18 protein-coding genes are annotated in these 24,336 nt (G+C 51.0%); 5 read left to right on the forward strand and 13 right to left on the reverse strand.

The features are described 5' to 3' along the window. Positions 1-158 precede the first annotated feature (158 nt). From J0X12_RS03430 to J0X12_RS03440, 3 genes are all read right to left on the reverse strand, one after another. Positions 159-1,349: an alpha-amylase family protein gene (locus J0X12_RS03430; RefSeq protein ID WP_207042286.1), complete on the reverse strand. Its 1,191-nt coding sequence runs from the start codon at positions 1,347-1,349 to the stop codon at positions 159-161. Between the two features lie 2 nt (positions 1,350-1,351). Next, positions 1,352-2,149 carry a metallophosphoesterase family protein gene (locus tag J0X12_RS03435; RefSeq protein WP_207042287.1) on the reverse strand — a complete coding sequence of 266 codons (798 nt, stop codon included), beginning with the start codon at positions 2,147-2,149 and terminating at the stop codon, positions 1,352-1,354. Between the two features lie 241 nt (positions 2,150-2,390). After that, entirely contained in the window at positions 2,391-2,744 is a 354-nt protein-coding gene (locus J0X12_RS03440; protein ID WP_207042288.1) for a hypothetical protein, read from the reverse strand. Positions 2,745-3,580: 836 nt separating this feature from the next. Between J0X12_RS03440 and J0X12_RS03445 the strand changes: the two genes are divergently transcribed. After that, positions 3,581-6,301 (forward strand): LamG-like jellyroll fold domain-containing protein, encoded by a 2,721-nt coding sequence (locus J0X12_RS03445; RefSeq protein ID WP_207042289.1) that lies wholly within the window; start codon positions 3,581-3,583, stop codon positions 6,299-6,301. Between the two features lie 91 nt (positions 6,302-6,392). Here J0X12_RS03445 and J0X12_RS03450 read toward each other — a convergent pair whose 3' ends face one another. From J0X12_RS03450 to J0X12_RS03470, 5 genes are all read right to left on the reverse strand, one after another. Continuing rightward, positions 6,393-7,370, reverse strand: a complete 978-nt coding sequence (locus J0X12_RS03450; protein WP_207042290.1) for a glycosyltransferase family 2 protein — start codon at positions 7,368-7,370, stop codon at positions 6,393-6,395. Positions 7,371-7,379: 9 nt separating this feature from the next. Then, on the reverse strand, positions 7,380-8,339 hold the full coding sequence (locus tag J0X12_RS03455; protein ID WP_207042291.1) for a glycosyltransferase family 2 protein: 960 nt from the start codon (positions 8,337-8,339) through the stop codon (positions 7,380-7,382). A 65-nt stretch (positions 8,340-8,404) separates the two neighbouring features. Then, complete coding sequence (locus tag J0X12_RS03460; RefSeq protein ID WP_207042293.1) at positions 8,405-9,571, reverse strand: glycosyltransferase family 4 protein; 1,167 nt, start codon at positions 9,569-9,571, stop codon at positions 8,405-8,407. 226 nt (positions 9,572-9,797) lie between these two features. Then, positions 9,798-11,081, reverse strand: coding sequence for an HlyD family type I secretion periplasmic adaptor subunit (locus J0X12_RS03465; RefSeq protein ID WP_207042295.1), 1,284 nt, complete (start codon positions 11,079-11,081; stop codon positions 9,798-9,800). Beyond that, positions 11,078-13,147 (reverse strand): type I secretion system permease/ATPase, encoded by a 2,070-nt coding sequence (locus J0X12_RS03470; RefSeq protein WP_207042297.1) that lies wholly within the window; start codon positions 13,145-13,147, stop codon positions 11,078-11,080. The genes J0X12_RS03465 and J0X12_RS03470 overlap by 4 nt, the downstream gene beginning before the upstream one ends. A 336-nt stretch (positions 13,148-13,483) precedes the next feature. Between J0X12_RS03470 and J0X12_RS03475 the strand changes: the two genes are divergently transcribed. Then, entirely contained in the window at positions 13,484-14,116 is a 633-nt protein-coding gene (locus J0X12_RS03475) for an XrtA/PEP-CTERM system exopolysaccharide export protein (RefSeq protein ID WP_207042299.1), read from the forward strand. A gap of 104 nt (positions 14,117-14,220) precedes the next feature. Beyond that, positions 14,221-15,642 (forward strand): TIGR03016 family PEP-CTERM system-associated outer membrane protein, encoded by a 1,422-nt coding sequence (locus tag J0X12_RS03480; protein WP_207042300.1) that lies wholly within the window; start codon positions 14,221-14,223, stop codon positions 15,640-15,642. A 77-nt stretch (positions 15,643-15,719) separates the two neighbouring features. On the opposite strand, the gene J0X12_RS03485 is transcribed toward J0X12_RS03480, so the two are convergent. The 5 genes from J0X12_RS03485 to J0X12_RS03505 form a co-directional block, all read right to left on the reverse strand. Continuing rightward, positions 15,720-16,670, reverse strand: a complete 951-nt coding sequence (locus tag J0X12_RS03485; protein WP_207042302.1) for an ExeA family protein — start codon at positions 16,668-16,670, stop codon at positions 15,720-15,722. A 51-nt stretch (positions 16,671-16,721) separates the two neighbouring features. Next, entirely contained in the window at positions 16,722-19,157 is a 2,436-nt protein-coding gene (locus tag J0X12_RS03490; protein ID WP_207042305.1) for a tetratricopeptide repeat protein, read from the reverse strand. Positions 19,158-19,380: 223 nt separating this feature from the next. Beyond that, a complete protein-coding gene (locus J0X12_RS03495) occupies positions 19,381-19,896 on the reverse strand; it encodes a glycosyltransferase (protein ID WP_207042306.1) in 516 nt (171 codons plus the stop codon). Further along, positions 19,893-20,387: a glycosyltransferase family protein gene (locus J0X12_RS03500; RefSeq protein WP_207042309.1), complete on the reverse strand. Its 495-nt coding sequence runs from the start codon at positions 20,385-20,387 to the stop codon at positions 19,893-19,895. The genes J0X12_RS03495 and J0X12_RS03500 overlap by 4 nt, the downstream gene beginning before the upstream one ends. Positions 20,388-20,421: 34 nt before the next feature. After that, a complete protein-coding gene (locus J0X12_RS03505) occupies positions 20,422-21,126 on the reverse strand; it encodes a polysaccharide deacetylase family protein (RefSeq protein ID WP_207042314.1) in 705 nt (234 codons plus the stop codon). Positions 21,127-21,373: 247 nt separating this feature from the next. Between J0X12_RS03505 and J0X12_RS03510 the strand changes: the two genes are divergently transcribed. Both J0X12_RS03510 and J0X12_RS17550 read left to right on the forward strand, forming a co-directional pair. After that, positions 21,374-22,351 (forward strand): glycosyltransferase family 2 protein, encoded by a 978-nt coding sequence (locus J0X12_RS03510; RefSeq protein WP_207042315.1) that lies wholly within the window; start codon positions 21,374-21,376, stop codon positions 22,349-22,351. Between the two features lie 98 nt (positions 22,352-22,449). After that, a complete protein-coding gene (locus J0X12_RS17550) occupies positions 22,450-24,327 on the forward strand; it encodes a right-handed parallel beta-helix repeat-containing protein (RefSeq protein ID WP_207042316.1) in 1,878 nt (625 codons plus the stop codon). The last annotated feature ends 9 nt before the right edge of the window (positions 24,328-24,336 follow it).

Consider the following 24,336-nt stretch of genomic DNA (forward strand, 5'->3'; position numbering starts at 1 on the left):
TATTGGATTCGGCAGATCAGTAAGTGTCCGCCCTTACATAAGAGAATTGTTCGATAAAAATAACGAACGTTTGCTTTAAATCATCGCTATTGAGGTCATCCCAAAATGGGCGATTGCGACACCCTGCATTCAGGTCAGGGGTCAAGCTAAATAGATCGTTATTCGCAGCCCGGCTTGCTGCGTGATATTTTATAAAGATGGGTCGCGTATGGCCCGAAATTATCCCGAAAGCTACTCTCAACGAGAGGAAGGACGCGAGCCTCGTCAAGCACTTCAACATGGCCTGTGTCGACACCATCCTGGATGCCGAATTGGACTTCAGTGGAAAATTTACTCAGTGAGCCCGTGAAAATATACAGATGGCAGTCATCCTGTTTTACCAGCGCCGACACCGCATTGTCAGACTCGGCATTGGGCTCAATGGAGACGACTCCCGGCAAGCTCTCGCTTTTCAGGACGCCGGCCAGATTTTGCAGGCGCTGATTTATGGCTTTAACGGCGGCACGGAGGGGGTCATTCTCCAAAAGAGACGCTTCCACAAACCCCGGCGTAAACTGGTGTACGAAATAGATAATACCCTCTGCGCCATGGATGATGCTGAGCCAAACCAGATTCCGCACCTGGTCCCCCGTTGGCAGGATGTGGGCGCTAGATACCCGGCTTGCTTCGATCACGCTCCATACCGGCTTGGCTCCATCTGTCCAGCCAATCAGCCGGTCGACACCACGGGCGACATAATCCAGCCGGCCGCGAATACCGCCGTCAGGATGCGTGATCGGATAAATATCAAAGGAAAGAATATCCGCTGCCTTGACGTAGTCTTCATAATCCTCCGGATGGTTGGTACGCGTCCCACGTCCGTGCCATTGATCCCAGGCGACACCCTGTCCGAGGTTGAGAAGGATTGGCCTATTTGGATCGCGCTCTTTCATGGTTCGATACAGGTGGATCAGATCATCGGGTAAAACTGGAGGACCCAGCCCGCCTCCGGCGCGCGTCTGTGCGTTGTCAGGCTCGTCCGGCATCATCCATCCGGCGATAATGTCGTTATACCTTTTCCCCAGCGCGAGATCGTTCTGAGGTGCGAAAACGGGCATCTTTGCCGCTTGTAGCTGCTTGAGTTGCCGTTCTGTCGGGCCATCCCATAGGCCTGCATAAAAATTTATTCCGATGGCTTTGAAACGGACCGCATTTTCTGGATCCTGCAGCCAAACCCCTACAGGGAAGATGTCTGGCTGATCGAGAAACCCGGCGGGGAGAGACGCATCGTCCTGTGCCGATGCCGGTGCTTGTAACGTGAATGCAATGAAGGAGAGCAGGCTCAATGCCACAATAAGACAAAGCCGCACCCTCATAGGATTTCCTTGGAATCCCCTTCCAGAACAAGGCAGGTGAGAACGTTCGAGTAGAAAGCCCCCGTGTCGATACCAATACGGTTTTCCTTGAATTCAGGTTCCGGAATGATGCTATGCCCATGAACGATGACCTTTTCGAACAGGCCGGTGTGCTCCAGAAAATCGTCGCGTATCCACAGGAGGTCGTGCTCCTTCTGGTCATCTATCGGCCGTCCGGGTTCGATTCCCGCATGAACAAACAAGTAATCGCCCATTACATGGCTCGCCTCGAGAGAGCTGATAAACTGCAAATGGGAATCGGGCAGGTTTTTTTTGAGTTTCTGTCCGGCTTTCCTGATTTTTTCTTCCGTTAGTTCCGCGAGCACCAGATCAATGCCGTAACTTCTAAGAGTCGCATCGCCCCCGTAATGAAGCCAGCGCTTGCCTTTCATGGGGTCCTGGAGAAAGGACATCATCGCCGACTCATGGTTTCCCTTCAACGTGATGACATTCTTTTCCGATCGCTTCAGGTCCAGCAGCAGGTCGATGACATCCGAACTGCCGGGGCCTCGGTCCACATAATCGCCCAGAAAAATAAGATGCGTTTCCGCGTCCTCGCGCTGCGTCCGGTCTTTGGCTATCCGCGCCAACAAGGAGGCCAACAGATCCTGACGGCCATGAACATCGCCAATTACATAGGCCCGCTGCCCATTCGGCATTCCCGCGGCTGAAACAGAGACCTGCACGGGTAGGGCGGGCTCTGTCTCCTCCGTCGACCGTCTTGAAATAAATCTGTTAAGCCGGGTTAATGGCATTCAATTCTTCTTTCAGTTTTCCAGCAGTGAGAATTGTCTTTATCCATTCGTGTCCAAACCGCTAGGCTAGCGCTATCTTATATAGAATTCCACTTACATGATTGTGAACAACAAAAAAAAGTGGTGGCCTCACGACCACCACTTTATATAGGTACTGAAATGGTACTTTTGAAGCATCACCCGACAAAGGCTTGCTTCCTATTGAAAATTTACTTCTTTAAAATTCCGTCTGTATCGAAATTCATTGCTCCCAGTCCGGGTTTTCCGCTTTACGGCGTCGACCGAGCCACAAAATTGCGCCCAGTGCACCGCCGAACAGCAATAGCGCCGGTGACAGTGGAATCGAGTTCATAAGTCCGCCACCGTTCTTACTCTCGACGAGATTGCTGGTTGGTTTGTCGTTGAGAAGAGCAAAGGCCGACGCCTGATGCGTTGACGCGATGTTCTTATCGACTGGCTGTTTGACACTGGTGACGCCCGCGACGGCTTTTTCAGCCACAGTTCCATCAAGTGCTAGCGGCGCTCCAACGGCCACAGGCATATAAGCAAACAACATGGTCAGCATGACAATTGCTACTTTACGAAATACCACCATTTCACTCCCAGTTTCTAGGCCGGTTCATGGTCGTCCGGCGGATAGGATTAATTCCAATTAGGTATATGAATATGATGGCGTGCTAGATCACGCATCCCTCATATGGGGGATGGGAATAAAAAAAATGCAACCAACGAGTTAACGCCTAAATTCCCGAATTCATAAAAACCAAAAAATATTTCTGGTTTTTGCCGCGAAATGAGGCGCAGACGTCATATAGTCTGGCCCAGTCTAGCTCAATAGTTTTAGCCATATTTCAGCGCCAGAAACGTAAAAAAATTTATGTTTGAAGCCCTACTATATATTCAGCAAAAAAATTCAAGAAATAGAACAATAATCCCCGAAATCAAAAATTTTATTTGATTCAACTTACTTGTAAAAGTATTCCTGTAACAGTGAAAAAGTTCATATTTTAACAAAAAATTTACCTACAATTACAATTCTTTAAATAAAAAACTAATTTTTTAAGAAGAAATCATTATATTAACAAAAGGTTTATAAAACAAGGAGCCCTAAAAAGCCCCCTGAAGTGCCATATTCTAGCCTTATTCATAGAGATACTGGCAAAATCTTAAATCTATCTGATGTTTTCAACTTCGTATAAGTGACAGTAATTTCGGGAAGAAGAAAAAACAGAAACATTTATGAAGTTTTTATTAATATTGAGTAGAACGCTCAAGTAAAGGTTATAAAATTAATTTCATGTTAATAAATATACTGTTTATTAGAAGCACCGCAAATGAAGCTGATCTATTAACGATTTATAGTAAAAGTGCTGCTGATTTTCAGATTTAATTAATTCCGGACTATTCTGGTAAAGAGCGAGCAAAAACAAAATGGCAAATACGACAATTACAGTCTCAAGTAGTGCAGAGCTCAGTGCCGCACTTAATAACGCCACCGGCGGTGAAACTATTGTATTGAATAGTGGCTATTATGGCGATTTGAATATTTATAACGCGAATTTCAATTCGGAAGTAACTATCGTTTCCGCCAACCCTGATAATATGGCGGTTTTCGAGACAGTTACGCTAAACAATTCTTCAAACATTACGTTTGATACCATCGAGGTTGATTTCAACCCCACAGTAAATACCTACTCGCATGAAAGCTCCGTGCTGATATCGAATTCGTCAGACATCACGGTTCGCAATTCACATATCGAAGGCGACGTCGCCACCCAGAACGGTGTCGGCAGCGTTGCAGGGTATCCGGTTGCACGCGGTATAACGGCAGAATATTCCCAGAATATCACCTTTGAAAATAACGATATTTCATACTTCCAGAAGGGTATTATCCTTATCGAAGCCGTGAACATCGATATTCTCAATAACTCGATCGAGAACCTTCGCCTGTCGCATATCGCCGGTGCCGATGTTCATGACGTTAATATCGACGGCAACTATCTTGGTGCCGTAACGCCATACAACTATGGCGGTGCGGGAGACCATGGCGACTACATCCATTTCTGGATCAACACCGGACAGTCGCAGAACAGCAGCGATATCGTCATCACCGACAACTTCTTTGCTGAAGCCGAAGGTGACCGGATGATGGGCATCTATCTTGAAGACCACTGGGGTGAGAGCGCTTCTTTCGAAGATGTCGTGATTGACAACAATGTTTTCCACCTTGCCGACCACCAGACCATTCTGGTCGAAGGGGCGCAAGGCATTGACATTACAAACAACACATTGCTGCAAAGCAGTGGCGCACCGAATGACGCACCAGGTGTTGTCCTGTCACTGGGTGTTAAAGACGCGGTTATCAACAACAATATTTTCTCCGCCCCGATCGCAGAACTTACCAACGATATTCAGATTGTCTCGGAGTCGAACAATATCATTGTTCAGAACACGAACCCAAACGGCGCCAACTATGTTGGCAATCTTTTTGAAAATGCGCTGGCCTATAACCCAAGCCTCCTCGATCTGCTCCAGTCAGGGAACCTGAACACAGGCGCAAACCTCACCGAAGCTGGCACCGGGTCGTCTAACGGCAACAACAACCCGCCGGAAGAACCCACGAACGAAACGCCTGAGGAACCCACGAACGAAACACCGGAAGAACCTACTAACGAGACTCCGGAAGAGCCCACGAACGAAACCCCTGAAGAGCCTAGCAACCCCAACCAGCCGACCGACGATAACACAGAACCGACAACACCTGTTGAAACGACTGTTCTTATCAAGGCGGCGATGAACGGTTCCGCGGCGAACTCGGCCGATGCGAACAGCGATGACGACACTGTTTCGAACAGTGTTTCCTTCGAACAGGTCGGCAACCGGGCTGCGGCGAAGCTAAACGATGGGGTCATTATCTATGACGCTGACGATAAATTTATCAACAACGATGCCTACACCCTGACGTTCGACTTCAAAAAAGAAGCCGGCGCAGAGGATGCATCCGGATATGCGATCTATTACTCCTCCAGCTTCGTTGTTAAAATCAACGCCGACTCGATCATGGCCGCGATAGTAACGTCGAAGGGTACAAACTGGGTTACCATGGACGACGTCGATATCAACAACACCGACTGGCATCAGATGACATTGACCTTCTCCGGGCAAACCGGCGAAGCCGTCTTCTACGTCGATGGCGATGAAGTCGCGACGGTCTCCGGCCTTGAAGGGACAACCCAGACCGGAAGTGCCTGGCATGATTTTTACGTTGGTGGAGAGTTCGGGGATTCCTTCGATGGCCTCATCGACAACGTAATGTTTGCGCAGGGCGCCATCACGGCAGATCAGGCAGCAGAGTCATATGAAGCCATGGTCAGCGGCACCGAGTCGCCAAATGACGATCCGGTCGACGAAACGCCGGAAGAGCCGACAGATCCGGTTGACGAGACCCCGGAAGAACCGGAAGTGCCCACCGACCCAGTCGACGAAACACCAGAAGAGCCGACAAACGGTGATGGCGGCAACAATGACGATCCATCACTGGATGAAGAACTTGAAATTGCCGCTCTTAATGTGGCCGCAGCCAATATTGGCGACGGCATCATCAACCTCGGGATGGAAGATGACTATTTCGGGATGGATGATTTCACGGCGAGTATCACCTTCGCGCTCGATAGCCTGGATGACGGACGCCAGAGGCTGCTCTGGAACCATACCAACTACGGTGTTCAGATTGAGGACGATGACCTCGTTGTCTATTTTGCCGAAGAAGGTGGACAGTTGAAGGTTTATACCTTTGAAAATGCCATTACCGACACGGACTGGCACGATGTTCAGCTCGTCCTTGATGACGATGCGGATACCTTCTCCATCTATCTGGATGGACAAGCCCTGAGGGTTGACGACGCTGTAACCGGCGGTATTGCCGACGCCTCATGGTGGAATGTCACAGTTGGTGGAACCGAGTTCCAGAACACGGACGAGTTCCATGGCAAGATTGCCGATTATTCAATTATCGACGAAGCCCTTTATATCGATGGAAGCCAGTCAGTTTACGAACGGACAGCCTATATCGACTCGTTCGACGAACACAATAGCTCAAACCTCGACGTCATTGGCGTCGCCTTGACGGAAGACTCGCTAGACTTCGCCTAAGTCGCAGCAACAGGCCAAGAGACTGTAAAAGGCGGTCCGGTGAACACCAGGTTTTGGTTTGTTCACCGGGCCGTTTTTCTTTGGATTATTGTTATTTGATGATACTGCCCCGCCAGTCATCGCTATTTTGCTCTTGCTTCCGGTAAGAAATACCGAGCGCAATAAGGATCAACAGGGCTAGCGTTTTCAGACTGGGGCAATCCCGGAATTCCTTCGCAAGTACCTTTATCGCCTGCATGCGTCTTCCGGACTTCGCGAGAATTTTACCGCAATATCGTACCGACGCGTGCTGGTTATTCCTCAACAGCTTTCGTGCCCGCGGAGAGGACGATTTCGCGGATGATGTTTCCAGCACCGCTTTCAGGCTGTCCACACGGCTTTCCCATAGTGCAAGTTGATCCTGGGACATACTGTTCGGCCTGAGCCTCCAGATCCCGCACGGATTTTCAATAGTAACAAGGTTGAACTGAAGGAACAGCTCAAGCAGGTAATTGAAATCTACAGTCAGTTTGATGGTTGGATCGAAGACAAGGCCATCTTTCAGGATTTTTTCAATCGCCTGGCGCCGGACTATCCCAAAATTAATCAGTGGTGACGTCGCATCATACAAATATGCGGGTAAAATTTCTTCTGGCCTGTAGAAACGGACATCCGGTGAAATGGGAATACTCCGATCCTTAATATCAGAGAACTGATGATCGTAGGCACTATGAAATGCGCCAAAGCAGAGCGAAACATCCGGCCTTTCGCTCAGGAGACGGGCTCCAATCTCGATGAACTGCGGAAAGTAAACATCATCCGCATCAAGAAAAGCTACCAGGCTACCTGTTGATGCCAGGAAGCCGGTATTACGCGCGCCGCCAACGCCCTTGTTTCTTTCATGACGGATATATTTAACCCGTCCCATCCTGCCGCCAAGTGCGGCGACAACGTCATCGGGCCCGCAGTCATCAACAACAATGATTTCATCAGGGACGCGCGTCTGATTCAATACGGAATCAACCGTCTCGCAAATGGTCGCCGAGGAATTATACGCGGGGATAACGACGGAAATTGTTTCTGTACTCATTGGTTAGCTCTAATATTCCGCGCCGCCATATTCAATCTTCTTTTTTTGCAGGCCAAAGAAAATTAGAAACATAAGGGCCAACGTTTTAATCTCCGGTGATCGCTTGAACTCATTGAACAGATGTTCCGAGGCCTGTTTCCGCGCACCATTATTCGCAAGAACCCTTGCATACAGCCGGGCGGCAGACGCTCTCATCTTCTTCAGAAAGGCAATATGAAAACCCGAAAGCTTGAGCTCATCCGAAATCTCAATCAATGAATCAACGGCATCTGCGCGGGACGACCATATTTTGGCCTGATCTCGCGAAATACTGTTTGGTTGCAAAAAATAGACCCCCATCGGATTTTCGATGTGGAGAATATCAAACATTGCAACAACACGCGCAAACATCTGAAAATCCTCGTTACTGACAAGCTTTGTCGAAAACAGCTCGCCGTCCCGACATATAGCCTCAAGCGCAGATCTGCGAAAAATGCTGAAGGAAGGGATAAAGGCGCCGGTATTATTCAAATAAAAGGTGAGGCCTTCGGGCTTGGAAAACGCCGTAATCTCGGGCGGTATTTCCCTATGCCGTTCCAGAAATGGTGCGGCATTTCCATCGAAACATTTGTAAAAGCTCCCAAAGGCCGCCGCCGCATCCGGATTCTCCTCTAGGGCGCCAAGCATCACTTTCAGGAACTCCGGGCACAGGATATCATCTGCGTCCAGAAAGAAGATATAGTCGCCGCTCACCTCAGAAAAGCCGGTATTGCGGGCATATTGAACGCCTTTGTTCGTTTCATGACGGATTACACGCACGTCTGGATAGCGATCCCCAAGGACCTCCGTTACAGGCTTGATACCATGATCATCGACAACGATAATTTCGTCCGGCGTCCGCTGCTGATTTAATAGGGAATCAAGCGTCATGCAGATCGTTGCCTCACTATTATACGCCGGTATTACAACAGAAATCCGGTTGTTCGACATTTTCTAACTGCCCAATAATCTGGTTTAAGGAATTAATTGTTCCGTGATCTGCCGCGCGTCACCGCTTAACCCACAGAAGCCTTTTTTGGCGGGACCGTTTGTAAAGTTTCGAGTAGGCAAGCAAAATCCTCCCGCCATTTATCCCAGTTCAATTCATCTTTAAATTTGCCGCGGGCGTAGGTCGCCATCTCCTGCAGCCTTTCCTTATCTTTCCATAAAGCAAGGATCGTTTCTGCATATTCCTTTCCCTCTGCCGAAAGCGGCAACAGGACCCCTGATTTTCCATCATCGACGACGGACGGGATCCCGCCGGTATTCGGCGCAATCACCGGAGTCGCAAAAGCGGCCGCCTCCGCGAACACCAGACCATAAGCCTCCGCACGGGTTGGCAGTACAAATAGAGAGGCCTCTGAAAAGAGCTTGTTATAGAGGGCGAACTGCTCCGGATCGCTTTTTTTGATGAATTCGTGAACCGTTACACCTTCGGGCGGACTTCCCGAAAACGGATTGCAGCCCACGATATATAGATGTGCATCCACGCCAGCGTTCTGAATATGCTTATACGCAGACAGAATAATATCGCCACCCTTGCGACCCCATTCTTTCCCCATAAACAGAATATTACATCTGGTATTAAACTTGGTTGCCAGATACTCCTCATTCACTGTCGGCAGGGTACCGACATTTGCCCCGAGCCGGATAAACCGCAGCTTTTCCGAATTTGCATTATAATCCTTTCGCGCGGAATCCATTGCCCAGTCAGAGGGAAAAATGGAAAAGGAAGAATTTTCAATTACCTTACGCTCGATCTCATTGCCCTCCCGCAAGAGCCACTGCGGGACGCGACTCACTTCCGGGTAATAATCGGTCATAATGGCGAAAGTCGCATCGGAGATGTGCAAAATAGGGACAGATACTTTCACATTGGCAAGCTCGGGCGAAGCAGCAATCCCGACAACAACATCCGGATTTACACGATCCAGCTGTTTCTGGATTTCCTTACCAGCCGCCTTGCTGTAGGCCTCGGTGACGGATAAATCAATGCTCGATCCGAGTTGCTTGAAGATGTAGCGACATACCTTCGTCAGCGCCAAGACCCACGAAAGCTTTGTCGCCCTCACAATGACTACATCATCAGAAATTTTCCGTATTTCACGCGTAATAAAATATGGCGTCCCCGACCATGCGGAAACGTTCGTCGGGTCATGGCGTGAAACTATCGCGATTTTCATTACTGACGCTTTCAATTCTAGATTCAGCAAAGCACAACCTAGAAGCTTTCTATTTAAAAAGGGTAAAATCGGTACGTGTCTATTTCGTTATCGGGCCATTCAGGCAAGCCAATGTTACATAAAGATCACGGCCTTACGTCAGAAACACACGAAACTACGACCACTACATTGCGAGAAAAACTACGGCCTTTCAACTGATAAAAGACAAATTCTCCTCCATTGCCAATCAATCTTCCCGCAACGCTCGATTAAAGCTGAGAATAATCGGATTGATAAAGTAATCAAGCGCCGTCCGCTCACCGGTCAGGATCATAACATCCGCCTGCATTCCAGGGCGCAGCTGAGTGACCTTTATTTCCGCGTTCTCCAGGTTTTCGATCTGGACCCTTGCTAAATAATAGTAATTTCCGGTGCGCTCATCCTCGAGACTGTCAGCCGATACGCTGAGAACCTTGCCCTCTGCCGGCAAGGAAAACCGCTGGCTGAAAGCTGGAAACCGAATTTGGGCACGGGCGTCAATGTACACCGAGTCGATATCTTTGGTATTGACCTGTGCCTCCACAATCAATTGCACATTATCCGGGACTATATCAAGGACTGTCTCCCCGGGCTTAATCACACCCCCGGTCGTATGAACCTGCAGGTTGACGACATATCCGTCCGTCGGCGCCCGGATTTCCGTTCTATCGAACACATCTTCCGAGGCGCGGGTCTGTTCCTCCAGATCAAATATCTGAGCCTGGACATCCCTGAGTTCCGAAACCACCTCATCGATCATGGCATTGGACAGCTCGTTTATCTGGAGCTCCACCTCACCAATGGCCTGCCGGGTTTGCGCAATTCTCGAAATATTCTGACTGCGGTTGCCGCTGAGTTCCGCAAGATTGCGTTGCAGGGCGCGAAGACGGGGCCGTTTCGCAAGGTTCTTTTTAACGAGACTCTCGACGTCTTTAATTTCCTCGCTGATAAGTGCGATCTGCCGATCAGAAGAGGTAATCTGTCCTTCCAGCCCCTTAATTTCCTCTTCCAGCTGTGAAGCTTTTTGTTTCAGGATGGTAATTTGCCCATCGCGCGATATGCGGCGGGACTTGAAGATATTCTTCTGGCCCTCCATCGCTTCTTTGATATTAGGCTCGTCCTTACGTTCAAGAAGCCATTCTGGAAATTCAATTTCGTCCAATCCGTCCCGCTCGGCGATAAGCCGGGCTTTCTGCGCCAGGGCAATTGCCCGGCGGCTACGAACGATTTCCACCGATGCTTTTGACTGCACCTCATCCAGCACAATCAGTACATCGCCTTTCTTAACGAAGTCACCGTCCTTGACCTTGATTTCCGACACAATGCCACCTTCAAGATGCTGGATCGACTTACGGTTTCCTTCAACACTGACCACGCCTTGTGCAATGGCCGCACTGCCGAGAGGCGCAAAGGCTGCCCATCCCACAAATGCACCAAAGAACAGGAAGATTATCACCAGGCCAAAAAGTATTGGCCCGCGTACATTCATCATTGTTTGATTTCCTCAATATATTTCAAAGCACCTTCCTGATCGCCCTGGACGAAAAGAGAGTATATTTTCGAAATATCTGCGTCGGTTAGAGGTTGCGGAGTCAGAGACTGGATCTTGGCCTTGATTTTCTCGCTCGGCCCCATGGTCAGAACAGCCGCCCGCTTTGGCGTTTTTGACTTGCCATTTACATGCGTCCCATTCGCCTTTTGTGGCGTCGAAGCCATCATCGGCTCGCGATAGGATGGCGGCGTAAATTTCTTTGAAACCTTGATATCGGAAGAGGGCGGTTGTTCCGTTTTCCTCGCCCTCGCCATAGTGGGGGGTGCGCCTTTTTCCGCATTCTTCTTGACCTGTATCGCCTTGTTACCAGGTCCCGGTAACGCTCTTTGTACGCCCTGCAGCTTCATCATCACGTCGTCACGCGGTCCGAATTCCTGCATCACGCCGTCTTTCAGGACGAGGATCTTGTCGACATGTTTCAATATATTCGGTCGATGCGCGATGACAACAATAGTCATGCCTTCTGCCCGGAGATTGTCCATCGCGCGCATCAGTGCCGACTCGCCGACGCTGTCGAGATTGGCATTCGGTTCGTCCAGGACAAGAAGGCTGGGGTTTCCGTATAGGGCGCGGGCAAGCGCGATACGCTGACGCTGACCGCCAGAAAGTGCCGCGCCCCCTTCGCCGATTTCCGTCTCGTACCCCTTGTCCATGCGCAGGACCATGTCATGAATGCCGGCCTTCTTCGCCGCGGCAATAACCAGCGCAGGATCGCCGTCATTCATCCGCGCGATGTTCTCGCGTATGGTGCCGGAGAACAGCTCGATATCCTGCGGCAGATAGCCAATATACTGGCCGCGGTCATCCGCACTCCATTCGGCCACGTCCATTTCATCAAGGCGGGCATGGCCGAAACGAGGCTTCAGGTTTCCGACAAGCAACCGTACGAGTGTGGTTTTGCCCGCAGCTGTTGGTCCGATAATGCCAAGAATTTCGCCGGGCTCAATCCGGAAATTGATATTACGGAGGATCGGTTCCTTGGTGTTCGGGTGCGTATAACTCAAGCCTTCGACCGACACAGCGCCCTGCGGGCGGGGAAGCGGCATCAGATCCGTTCCCGGTGGCGGGCTCTGTTCCAGTTGCGCTTTCAGTCGGCTATAGGCTGCCCGCGCGCCGAGAAATCCTTTCCAGGACCCAATTGCCTGCTCAACCGGAGCCAGCGCACGGCCCATGATAATCGAGCCGGCAATCATTGCCCCCGGGCTCATTTCGGCCTGTATTACCAGCCAGGCTCCCGCACCGGTTACGCCGATTTGCAGCATAACACGCACAAATTTGGACGCCGCCGAGATAACACCGCCGCGATCGCTTGCCTGGGCCTGCAGCGCAAGTGAGTCCGCGTGGCGGACATTCCAGCGATTAATCAGCTGCGGCATCATGCCCATTGCCTCGATCACGTCGGCATTGCGGGACGCAGTCTCCGCCTGCTTCATCGCCACCATCTGCTGGCCGTTCGATTCAGCGAGCAACTTTCGTGTCGCCCGTTCATTTATGATGCCCAGCGTCAACAGAATGACCGCACCGATAAGGGCGATCCAGCCCAGAACCGGATGAAGCAGAAACATAACGCCGAGGAAAATCGGTGCAAAAGGCGCATCCAAAATGGGGAAGATACCGGGACCAGTCAGAAAGGACCGGAAATTACCCAGGTCCCGGAGCGCCTGAATGCTGGCCTCCCGACCCGTGGTTAAAGTCGACATGATGCTGGCGGTGAGAGCCGCGCCGCCAATCTGGCCATCCAGCCAGCGGCTCATGCGCACGAGAATGAATGTGCGAACCCCTTCCAGGATTGCCATTGTTAACAACGCGAGGCCCGCGATCAGCATCAATAGCATAAGCGTATCGGTATTGCGGCTGGTAATGACCCTGTCAAACACCTGCATCATGAAAAGTGGCGCCGTTAACAGCAGAAGGTTAATGGCAAGGCCGAACACCGCCAGGATTATGAAGACCCTGGAACATCTATCCAAAGTTTCCTTCAGAAGCGGGTTATTTTGTATGCTCACGCGTCCCTCTAGTAAGTCGTCACCAACTCTTGCTGGATCATATTGATTGACAGCGTCTTTGCCAATGCCCGATGGCACACCATCGTACATAAAAATGCTGAAATTAGGATTAAAATATTAACTGGTAAACGTCCTAAACCGAGTTGCTGTGATATTACCGCGGCAAGGAGCGTATAAACTAATGTTGCATTATGGCCATTTTTAGGGAAATACTGGAAAAAAATATGACGTTACCCTTAGAAATAGCGTAAAGGCTATGTTACAAAGCGTTATTGTAGATTTCAACCGACTCTGATAACCATATCAGAAGCATTTTGATAAGGGGGAGGCACTTACGTGTTTACACTTCTAAAGATAAAGTCCGTTGCCACCCGGACAATCTTGATTTCACTGGCACTGTTTGTTTCAGCTTGTGCGGCACAAAACCAGGCTGCCTCTGACGCTCCCGCGTCTTTAGGGACTGCGCCCCAGTATGTTATTGGACCGCAGGATGAGTTGGATGTTTTCGTATGGCAGAATCCGGATCTATCGGTCACTGTGCCGGTTCGCCCCGATGGCCGCATTTCAACTCCGTTGGTTGACGATATGATGGCGGCCTCCAAAACGTCACAGGAGCTTGCTCGTGATCTGGAAAAGGTCCTCGCCAAATATGTTAAGGATCCGCTTGTAACTGTAACGATCAGGTCCTTTAACGGCCCGTATGATCAGCAGATTCGCATTGTCGGACAGGCGGCTGAACCGAAAGCCATTCCTTACCGCAATGACATGACGGTTCTTGACGCCATTATCGCCGTCGGCGGTATGACTGAATTTGCCGCCGGGAACCGCGCGGTTATTGTCAGAAATGAGGGTGGAGAAAAGAAATCCTACGGCGTTCGCCTTGATGACCTGATTATCGATGGCGATGTATCGGCAAACGTGCCGCTGTTGCCCGGCGATATTCTCATCATCCCGCAAAGCTGGTTCTAGGATTGACGGCAATTTTGATTGCCGTTTGTTGAGGGTGGAATCAAATAGAAGGTAGTCGCATTGTGCTAAATGCAAACCAGCTAGTTTTCGGAAAAAAATCACGCATGTCGTTGGCGGTCGGGTGTATCGTCGCCGGCGGTATGCTGGTTTCATCGGGAAACGCCCAGGCCGCGGAATGGATGTTCAGTCCTTATATCGGCTTGAGTGAAACATACACCGATAATGCTTTCGGCACCTCTTCAGACAGAAAAGATGACTTTATAACAAACCTGAGTGCCGGTTTTATGATCGAAGGTGTGGGACGACGCCTGCAACTCACCGCTTCCTATGACCTTGGTTACGATATATATGGGCGCTATTCAGACCTGAACGGATTTACGCATAACCTGCTGGCGTCCGCAAACACTGAACTCCTCCAGGAGCATCTGTTCCTCGATACGGAAATCGCCCTGACGGAAGAACGCTTTTCCAGCGACGGGGATACGTCCTTTTCTGACCGGACGACATCCGGCGACAGTACCCGCGTTCTGAACGCGCGGATCAGCCCCTATTATCAGCATGACTTTGGCGGTTTTGCGACCGGTGTCGCGCGCTATAGCTACAGCCTGGTTGACTTTACGGATACGAATTCCGATATCGCCTCTTCTGAACCATCTGATACCCAAACCCACCGAGTTGACCTCAGCCTGCTGAGCGGTCGCGAATTTGCCCGCACGAAATGGGCGGCGGAAGCCTTTGCTCTCGACAACCAGGTCAAAAACGGTGACGATCTTAAACGCGCGACTTTCAAGGGCTCCGGACAGATGCCGATTAATCGGTATGTGGCACTGCTCGCGTCAGCCGGTTGGGATGAATTTGACGGCGAGAATATTGATAACGAGCAAATCAGTGGCGCCTTTTACAGCGGTGGCGTCCGCCTGACACCCGGTCCAAGAACAGATCTAAGTGTTCAGGTCGGCCATCGCTTCGGCGGTGGCATCGTGGATGCGGATCTGACGTATCAGATCTCAAGCGAAGCAAGCCTGATCGGTGGATACCATGTTGATGTCGCGGGCTCCGGGGACTCCTTCGCCAATACGCGCGTTCTTGATACAAACGGCCGTCTCGTCAATCCGAACTATTTCCCGGGCGGCTATACGGATGCCATTACCAAGTCGAAAACAGCATCGTTAGGCTTAACCGGAGAAAAGGGCCGCAATACTTATACTGCCGCCGCCAGCTATATCGTCCGCGATTTTCTTGATGATGGCACGGATGAAGAGGTGGTCTCATTTGACGGCCGATATTCAAGACAGCTGTCGCGCCGTCTTGAATGGTCCCTGCTCGGCGGTTATTCCGAAATCCTTGATCCACAGGTTTCCGGCGGTAAGGAAAAAGCATATTACGGCCAGACAGGAATTAACTACCAGTTTTCGGCCAGTCTGATCGGGGAGCTTTCCTACGGCTATTACAACCGTGATAGCGACACTGATGGCAACGACCTTCGGGAAAACACGGTTTCCGTCTCTGTCAGAAAAGAATTCTAGGCTCTACAAGAACGAACGCCCGAAGCAAATTTGCGGTCCTTGCCGCCAGGTTGCTCCGGGCGTTTTCTTTGTGAGACTTAACCGAGGTTTTGTAATTTCTTGACGATCAGCTTCGCAAGCTCTTTGTCGTGAATCACGAGTGCCGGTTTCTCCTCTTCCACTTCTTCTCTTGACTGAACGGGCAGGCGGCGTGTGTCCTCCGCGCCCTTCGGCGCGCCGACATCGAAAATGCCATGGGTTCGCTTGTCCCGGATCACTTCTTCGACAATTCCGCCGTCGATTTCCGGTGCCATACGGGCAAATCCATACACCAGGCAGGTATCGGCCAGGATATTGATAATACGCGGAATACCCCGGCTCGCTTCAAACAGTGCTTCACAGGCATCCATGGTGAACAATGGCAAATCCCGCCCCGCTATGGAAAGACGGTGCTTGATGTAGGCATCGATATCTTCTGCTGTCAGAGGCGCAAGGTGGAAATCCGAGGCGATACGCTGCGCGAACTGGGTAAGTTCTGGTGCCTGCAACAATCCCTTCAACTGCGGCTGGCCCACCAGAATTAACTGGAGGAGCTGGTCATTGTCGGCATTGATGTTGGAAAGCAGCCGGAGCTGCTCTAGGAGCTTTGGGCCAAGGTTCTGGGCTTCGTCCACAATAAGGATTGTCCGGCGACCTTCCGCATATTCGCGGATCAGGAACTGCTGCAACTCATCATGCAGTCCAACGTGGGATTTTCCCTCATAGGTTTGACCAAAAGCCATCAGAACCCACTGCAACAGGTCTCCATCCTGTATATTGGACACCAGCCCGACGGTGAATTCCTCATCCAGCCGGTCGAGAAGATGACGGATAAGCGTTGTCTTCCCGCACCCGATTTCGCCAGTGACAACCGTAAAGCCGGCCCGGTTCATCACCCCGTATTCGAGCATCGAATAGGCGAGCGAGTGGCTGTGCCCCCAATACAGGTAATTTGGGTCGGGCAGGATGGAAAAGGGTTTCTGCTCTAACCCGTAGAATTCTCTATACATTTAAATCTGCTTTCACCCGTTAATTCGGCGTAATCAATATACTATTACAAATCAGTTTGTTTTTGGCATCGCACGGAGTTCCACAAGCGCTTTTTCCGCATCCACGTTCTCCGGAAAATGTTGCGACTTACCTAACGCTAGCGCTTGTTCAAGCTCCTTTATAGCTTTGCCCCGATTGCCTTCCGCTTTATAGGCCATCCCGAGATGATAGCGCAGGATCGCCATATTTGGCTCTTTTTCGACCGCGCTCCGTAGCAACGGGGTCGCCATGTCATATTCTTTCAGCCGGTAGTGAATCCAACCGAGCGTATCCTGGAAATAAGGTACTTTAGAGTTTCTGAACCGCTTCGCAAGGGTGTAAGCCCCCTGCAATTCCACTTCATTCTCGGCATTCTCTGCAATCAGGCTGGCGAGGTTATTGACCACAATTTCCGAGTTCGGCCGGCTTTCTAGCAGCTTCTCATAAACTGCGATGGCGGCGGAAATGTCGCCGTCCACTTCATAAATGCCCGCCTGCATCATATTCAGCATGAACCCGTCAGGGATTGCCCTCAGGCCTTCACTTAGGACTTCAGAGGCGTCTTTCTTTTTGCCGACCGACAGAAAATACTTTGCCAGAATGACGTAACCCGATTCCTCCTGCGGGTCGCCGGCGATGGCATCCCGGATCAGCTTCACAGCCTCCTCAGGCTGGTTCTTGCTAAATTTTATTTCGGCAAGAAACCTGCTGGCGAGATAGTTCCTCTGGCTGTTGGCGAGCACATTGCTGAGAAAATTTTCCGCCTTCTCAACATCCCCGTCGCGAAGATAGGCCTGGACCAGCGATTTCATCGCCTGCCCTGCTTCGGGTGTCACTTCATAAGCCTTCTCGAACGCGCTCCGGCTTTCCTCGAGATTTTGCAAGCCTGCCAGCGCCGCACCGCTAATCTGATATCCTGCCGAATCCGCACCATCGAGCGCCTGCAGGCGTTCGGCGATTTCCTCCGCCGCAACCCAATCCTGCTTTCTCAGCTTTACCTCGGCCAACATCTTCAAGACGCCCGTTTCATTCGGGTTATTTTCTGCGATCTTTTCAAGCAGCCGTTCAGCCCTCTGCATCTCACCATGACGAATGAAAAACTGGGCGTAGACCGTGCCGACCCGTGGCGCCTGATTGCTAAAGCGATACGCCGCCGCAAAGCGATCTTCAGCAAGTTCCATACTGCCGTTGATTTCATGAGCCTTTGCAAGAAGAAGTGAAGCCCGGACAGAACGTGGCTGCTGACGCATGGAAGAACGCAGGTTCGCGATAGCCGCGTCTATCTCACCCCGATCAATCTGCATGGCACCAACAAGGACCAGCGCATCCGTACTGGATGGATCAATATTGAGCACATCCCCGGCAAGGCTCTCTGCTTCCTTGTAATCCCCTCGCGAGAAATGAAGCTGTGCCAGCTTGTTTCTGGCAGCAATCTCATCTTCAACCGTACTCGCCCGATCAATAATTGATCCGAGAATGACCATGGCCCGCTCGTCGTCTTTTCCTGCCTCCGCAAGCGCCGCCAGCGCAAAGCGATAGTCGACGACATTCGGATATTTCTCGATCAGCTGCTCCAACTCGTGGGCCGCCGCATCATCGCCCTTCGTTGATTTGACAAAACGGACGACATCCAGATTGGCGGTAACATCCTCCGGATGTTCCATTGCAATTTTGCGAATTTCTTCTTCTGCCTTTTCCTGTCGGTCATTCTTCAGATAGAAACGGACAAGGCTTTTGCGAAAGGCGGCATTATCCGGATTATCAGCGATAAGCTGGGAAAACACCTCAATAATGTCTTCCGTTCGCCCGAGATTTTCGAGTGCCCGGATCTTTACGACCTGCAGCTGAGCATTCCCCTTGTTGTGGACAAGGCCTTCATCGAGAATTTTTACGGCGGCGGTTGCATCTCCTGTAGAAAGTTTTTCCGCTGATAGAATAAGGATCGCGTCAATATTTGACGGGTCAATCTCCAACGCCTTTTCCGCGGCTGCGATTGCCCCTGTTTTATCGCCCAACCGGAACATGACCGCAGATTTCAAGGCCAGGGCATCCGGGTTGTCCGGGGCCAGCTCCATGACAAGGCCACTGGTTTCCAGCGCATTCTCCAATTTGCCCGACAGCAGCATAATCTTGCCGTAACGTACCTGCGCCTTCAGATGTTTTGGATCAATCTCGATCGCCTTGAGGATATCGCCTGCATATTTCCGCCAGTTTCCCTCGCTCTCCTCGACGAGGGCGAGCCCATACCAGCCGTCAGCGAAGTTTTCCTTGAGTTGCAGGGCATTCCGAAATTCAATTCCCGCCTTAACGAAGTTACCTTGCTCGACAAATGTCATTCCGGCGGTGAAATGAGCCTGCGCCTTTTCCTCAGGCGAATCGCAGGCGGAAAGGGTGAAAACGATTATAACTAGTGCGGCAACACTTGTTAGTCGTGACTTAAAAGACCCGAATATACTTCCAAGTGTCATTGTTAAACCTTCTGTCCCTTTTCATTTACGCTGGATAACCAGTATTACACATATATAAAATGAATTGTTGCTTCAATCAGGCAATTTCATTTTACCGCTACACATTCCATCAAACAGCTCATGGTACAAAAGCAAGCGCATGGATAAGTCGGTTCGTGATAGCCACCAATTTATCGGCGATTTCTCAAGATATGTTTAATGGTTCCCTCGGTATTTTCCGAGTTTACAAGCCTTTTGGTGCCCGTCCGTCATAAATGAAATTGCGGATGGACTGAAGCAGTTGCGGCTCGGCAAACTCGCTGGCGGCCTCATTGATTTTGGAGGGAGGATTGGCAATCAATTCATCAAGAACAGGACCCAGTTCCGTCTCATCCTTGGCTACATAAATCCCGCTTCGCCGGGCGAATTGTTCCGCCGTAGCAATCTGGTGATCGTTGCGAGTCTCTTTAAGCGCTCCCTTGCGCGGCATGATCAGCAGTGGTTTCTTCATCGTCAGAGCGGTAATGATTGTTCCCATGCCGGCATGGGCGACAATCAGGTCCGCTCCCTCAAACCTGCTTTTGAAGTTATCGGGATCGAGAAAGCTCTGCCAGGCGAAATTGCGGGGTTTGTACCCTTCCTCACCAAGTTCTGCGACCTGTGCGAATATATCTTTATAGCCAGAGTCCAGCGCCCAGTTATCAAGTCCCTTGATCAGGCGGTCAAAGCGAAGCTCATGGCCAACGGTTACAAATATCATACGACTGACCCCTTGAATTCCGGACCTTTTTTACCCGTCTCGCCGGTGGCCAGGTGCTCCCATTGCGTGAGCCAGAGGTCGGCGCAACCGCCGGCTTTCTGGCCGGACAAGGATAAGGCTCCGGCGTTGGCGATACTGTCTACCCAGATGGTGCGCGCACCCATAAGCCGGCCAATCTTAAGAGCGAAAAACCCTGCTGCCGCACCGGTCGAGACAACCACGTCGGGCCGTTCGCGGATCAGGATCATCAATATGCCGACCAACTGCCGCAGAAGACGGAACTTCTGCCACCGGTTGGCATCCACCACCCGGTAAAATTTCGGAATGGATTGCCCCCGGCGTTCCGCATCAGCCACCAGGTCTTCCCGGTAGCCTTCCTTCGTGGTGACATAGACAGCATCACAATCGTCCCAGGCCGCGCGAAGCCGCTGCAGCTGAACCCAGTGGCCTCCCGCCGAGGATATCGCCAATACTTTCGGTTTTTCAGACATGAATACTCAATCTCTTTACTTCAAATAATCTACGTCAGGCTTGCTGCTGCAGCTGTCCAAATGTCCGGACAGAGAAATTTTCCGCCTTTGCCATCTCAAGCAGCTGCCGGGTCGCCTCCAGCACAAACCTGTTTCGGTCCTTGTCGGTCTTGCGTTCGAAATCATGCAGGAGGACAACGCCCCCACCGGCGTTCTTGACGGTCTCCGCCAGCTTCTCCGCCGGGATGGTTTCCGGACAGGTATCCGTAGAATCGATTGTCCACCACGCCATGCGGCGACCCTTGAACAATGTCTGCAAAAGCGTCGCAAGCGTGATTTTTCCATTTGGCGGCCGGAAATAGGTAATGTCCACCTCGTTGCGGCTGAGGCAATCTATTCCTGCCTCGATATCATTTGCCACCTTCCATGGAAGATCTTTCCACGCATTCAGATGCGCATAGGAATGGCTGCCGATCTCATGGCCATTCGCGATAATTTTCGGGACAACTTCCGCATTATTGTCCGCCTGCACCCCAAGCACGAAAAATGTAGCGGACGCGTTATACTCGGCCAGCAAGTCAAGGAGTTCCGGAGTGAAGTTCGCACTTGGCCCGTCATCATAGGTCAGCACAACCGTTTTGGATTCACGGCAGCGTGCCTGGAGATTTCGGACATTGCCGAGCCGGTACAAATAGGGAAGAACAATCCAGACCCCCAAAGCGGCAATTATCAACAAACCAACCGTAGTGACTGCAAACATTCCCGAACCCTGACAAATTTTCTTTATTCCTGACGACAAGCTTCAATATAGGTAACAGAATCTCGATAATTAGTTAATTTGTTTAAATTTGCAGTGAAGCAATTACTTTTAATCAGACGGAATTCATTTTTTGCAACAGGATTTTAATTAAATTCGGCAATAGTTTGTCCGTCCTGGCGAGATTTACCGGAAAGTCATATCGAATTTCCGTTACAATACATAAGTTATTTTTTAGGATCTGGAGTTAATGAGCCTTTCATCGCAGCAGAGTACAGAGTTGGCAACGACACCCGCAATTTCGATTATCGTCATCAGTTACAATACCCGTGACATGACACTGAAAGCCCTTGAAACGACTTTTGCGGAAACCCGGGAAACGCCGTTCGAGGTTATCGTGATCGATAATGCGTCAACAGATGGATCGGCCGAAGCCCTCACCGAACAGTATGCGGATAAAGCAAAGGTGATGTGCCTGGATGAAAATCTTGGGTTTGCTGCCGCCAACAATCTCGCGGCCAAGGAGGCGACAGGCGAGTTTTTACTGCTGCTCAATCCGGATACGGAAGTGCTTGACGGTGCGATCGATAAGCTGATGGCCTTCGCCAAAACTTATCCGGATGCCGGTATCTGGGGAGGGCGGACCGTGTTCGCCGATAAAAGCCTCAACCCAACCTCCTGCTGGTCGAATATGAGCCTCTGGAGTCTTACGAGCCAGGCGCTCGGCTTTTCCTCCATGTTCCGCAACTCCAGTTTTTTTAATCCAGAGGGCATGGGCAGCTGGGACCGCGACGGCATTCGGCAGGTCGATATCGTGACCGGCTGTTTCTTCCTAATCCGCCGCGATTTCTGGAATAGCCTTGGCGGGTTCGACAAGGACTTTTTCATGTATGCCGAAGAAGCGGACCTCTGTGCCCGCGCCGCCAAGGCGGGGGCGACCCCCATGGTCACTTCAGCCGCGACAATCATTCACCATGGCGGCGCATCTGAAACCGTGCAGTCGGATAAACTCGTTCGCCTGATCAAGGCAAAAATGACACTCATCTACAAGCATTTTCCCGCCGCTACGCGGGGCATGGCCATGTGGTTGATGAAACTCTGGCCGCTGTCACGGTATATGGCACATCTTGTTCTTAGCAAGATCGGTCGGCAAAGCTCAAGAGACTCGGTTGCGGTCTGGAAGAGTGTCTGGGATCGACGGAATATCTGGACAAATGTGAGCGACTAAGGATAAGGCCACCTGTTCCGCCACTCAAATTTCTAAGGAATTGTGCCAAGCGTGCACTATAATAACATCAATTCATATTACGGGAGGGCAGCAGGAACGTGGGCATTCGGCATCTGATATATTCATTCACCGCGGTTGTTTGCATTTCAGCGAACCTTGCCGTCGCGCAGGACCTGTTTGTCGATTTTGAAACGGGCAGCGACGCCAACAGTGGTCTTTCAAAGGAGACCCCCTGGCAGCACGCACCCGGCGACCCGAACGCAGGATCAAAAGCCGGCAGTTACAAGCTGCGCGCGGGAGACGTCGTCAATTTCAAGGGCGGGAGTGAATATTTTGGCCAGATCTTTGTTCCGGCGGGTGGCTCGGAGACCCAACCCGTCACCTACAGGGGCAATGGCTGGGGGAAGGAACGCGCCATCCTGAGTGGCGCCAAGGAACTGAAAACCGCCTTCAAGCCCTGCGCGTCCGCCAGTGACTGTTACAATAACCCCAACTGGAAAAAACTGTTCAAGTCCAGCCTGGAGGACGACGTCAATCCGTTTACGCCCATGTTCCTCTCCAAGGAACGCGTATGGATTGCGCGCGAACCGAATCAGCCCGATCCCTTCTGGTTTGACGATTATGAGCATTACAATGTGGTCGGCGGGGACGGAGCCGCCTCTGTCATGGGTCGGGATTATATCACCTTGGGCAGTGGCCTCGATAACACAGACGAGTCCAACTGGTGGAACGCGAGAATTGCGGTCTGGATGAAACCTAATCTGGTATTGTTGACGGAAGTGACCGGGATTGACAAAACAACGGGTACGATAAAGTTTAACCCGCCCGGCAACGACCCCTATACCGACCGCGAATCATACTATGCACTGTTTAACCGGCCATCGGATGTCGACCAGCCCGGTGAGTATTTTATCGATAACGAAGCAGGACAGATTTTGATCTGGCCCGAAAACCCTGGGGCGATGGCGAATAGCCGCCTTTATATCAACGAATTGCCGGCGGGCTTTAATATCAACGGACAAAGCAACCTCGTCATCGAGGGGTTTCATATCAAACACTATTTTGGCGACCATGACGGCTGGGCCAGCGGAACTGCCATCATCAATTCAGAACATCCGGTTCGAAATATTACCATTCGCGATAACTATATTGATCACCTCCGGTCGGTTGAGGGGATAGGCGCCATACAGCTTCATAAGGCCCAAAATGTAATTGTCAGCAATAATACGATCACCAATAGCCAGAAAAGCTCCGGCATCCGGTTCGGGTATTCGAAAGACATCATCATTCGCGACAACGTCATTCACAAGATCGGGCGGACTGGTATCCGGCTTATCGAGACGGAGAATATCCAGGTTACCGGCAACACGCTGTCCGACATTCTCGGCGTCCATGGCAACGGCATGTCCGTTTACTTGAAGAACAAGACAATCCTTGTCGCCGAGAATATGTTCGATAATGTCCCCTTCGCCTTTACCTACCACGGCACAGGGAATATTGACGAAGCCAACAGCATGTGGCTCCTGAGCAATATCTTTCTTGGGCGCGTTCGCAGCTGGGGAAGCCAGTTCGGCTCCATGCACTTCCTACATAACATGATGCTGGCGGAAGTGGAGCCCGGTAAATCCATACAGATTCCCGGCGAAGAACCGTCAACGATCATCAAAAACAATATTATAGACGGACTGATCGTTGCCCCGGCGCCGGAAGACTGGGTTTTCTCGCACAATATCTATTCGGGCCTGAGCTGGCTGCAATCCTCGAAATATGGCTGGAGCCTGGAACCCGGCGGCGATATCAATAAGGGTATTCCGGACGAGGTCTGGGGCTTCTTCTCCAAAAAACAGGCGAACGTCGCGCGCGGGATGGGCGACAATATTTATGACCTCCTGCCCGTCGATCAGTTCAAGGCCTATGACTTCAGCTATTGGAAAGAGGCGCGGCCCATTGGCCCCCGCGTAATTACCAGTCCATAGGCATCGGGA

The organism is Sneathiella sedimenti, from assembly GCF_017313765.1.
Lineage (GTDB): Bacteria > Pseudomonadota > Alphaproteobacteria > Sneathiellales > Sneathiellaceae > Sneathiella > Sneathiella sedimenti.

Coding starts and splice junctions, on each gene's coding strand:
- J0X12_RS03435 (WP_207042287.1), bottom strand. CDS start 2,149: ATGCCATTAACCCGGCTTAACAGATTTATTTCAAGACGGTCGACGGAG.
- J0X12_RS03500 (WP_207042309.1), bottom strand. CDS start 20,387: ATGTCTGAAAAACCGAAAGTATTGGCGATATCCTCGGCGGGAGGCCAC.
- J0X12_RS03445 (WP_207042289.1), top strand. CDS start 3,581: ATGGCAAATACGACAATTACAGTCTCAAGTAGTGCAGAGCTCAGTGCC.
- J0X12_RS03510 (WP_207042315.1), top strand. CDS start 21,374: ATGAGCCTTTCATCGCAGCAGAGTACAGAGTTGGCAACGACACCCGCA.
- J0X12_RS03490 (WP_207042305.1), bottom strand. CDS start 19,157: ATGACACTTGGAAGTATATTCGGGTCTTTTAAGTCACGACTAACAAGT.
- J0X12_RS03455 (WP_207042291.1), bottom strand. CDS start 8,339: ATGTCGAACAACCGGATTTCTGTTGTAATACCGGCGTATAATAGTGAG.
- J0X12_RS03495 (WP_207042306.1), bottom strand. CDS start 19,896: ATGATATTTGTAACCGTTGGCCATGAGCTTCGCTTTGACCGCCTGATC.
- J0X12_RS03465 (WP_207042295.1), bottom strand. CDS start 11,081: ATGATGAATGTACGCGGGCCAATACTTTTTGGCCTGGTGATAATCTTC.
- J0X12_RS03485 (WP_207042302.1), bottom strand. CDS start 16,670: ATGTATAGAGAATTCTACGGGTTAGAGCAGAAACCCTTTTCCATCCTG.
- J0X12_RS03440 (WP_207042288.1), bottom strand. CDS start 2,744: ATGGTGGTATTTCGTAAAGTAGCAATTGTCATGCTGACCATGTTGTTT.
- J0X12_RS03460 (WP_207042293.1), bottom strand. CDS start 9,571: ATGAAAATCGCGATAGTTTCACGCCATGACCCGACGAACGTTTCCGCA.
- J0X12_RS03450 (WP_207042290.1), bottom strand. CDS start 7,370: ATGAGTACAGAAACAATTTCCGTCGTTATCCCCGCGTATAATTCCTCG.
- J0X12_RS03505 (WP_207042314.1), bottom strand. CDS start 21,126: ATGTTTGCAGTCACTACGGTTGGTTTGTTGATAATTGCCGCTTTGGGG.
- J0X12_RS03480 (WP_207042300.1), top strand. CDS start 14,221: ATGTCGTTGGCGGTCGGGTGTATCGTCGCCGGCGGTATGCTGGTTTCA.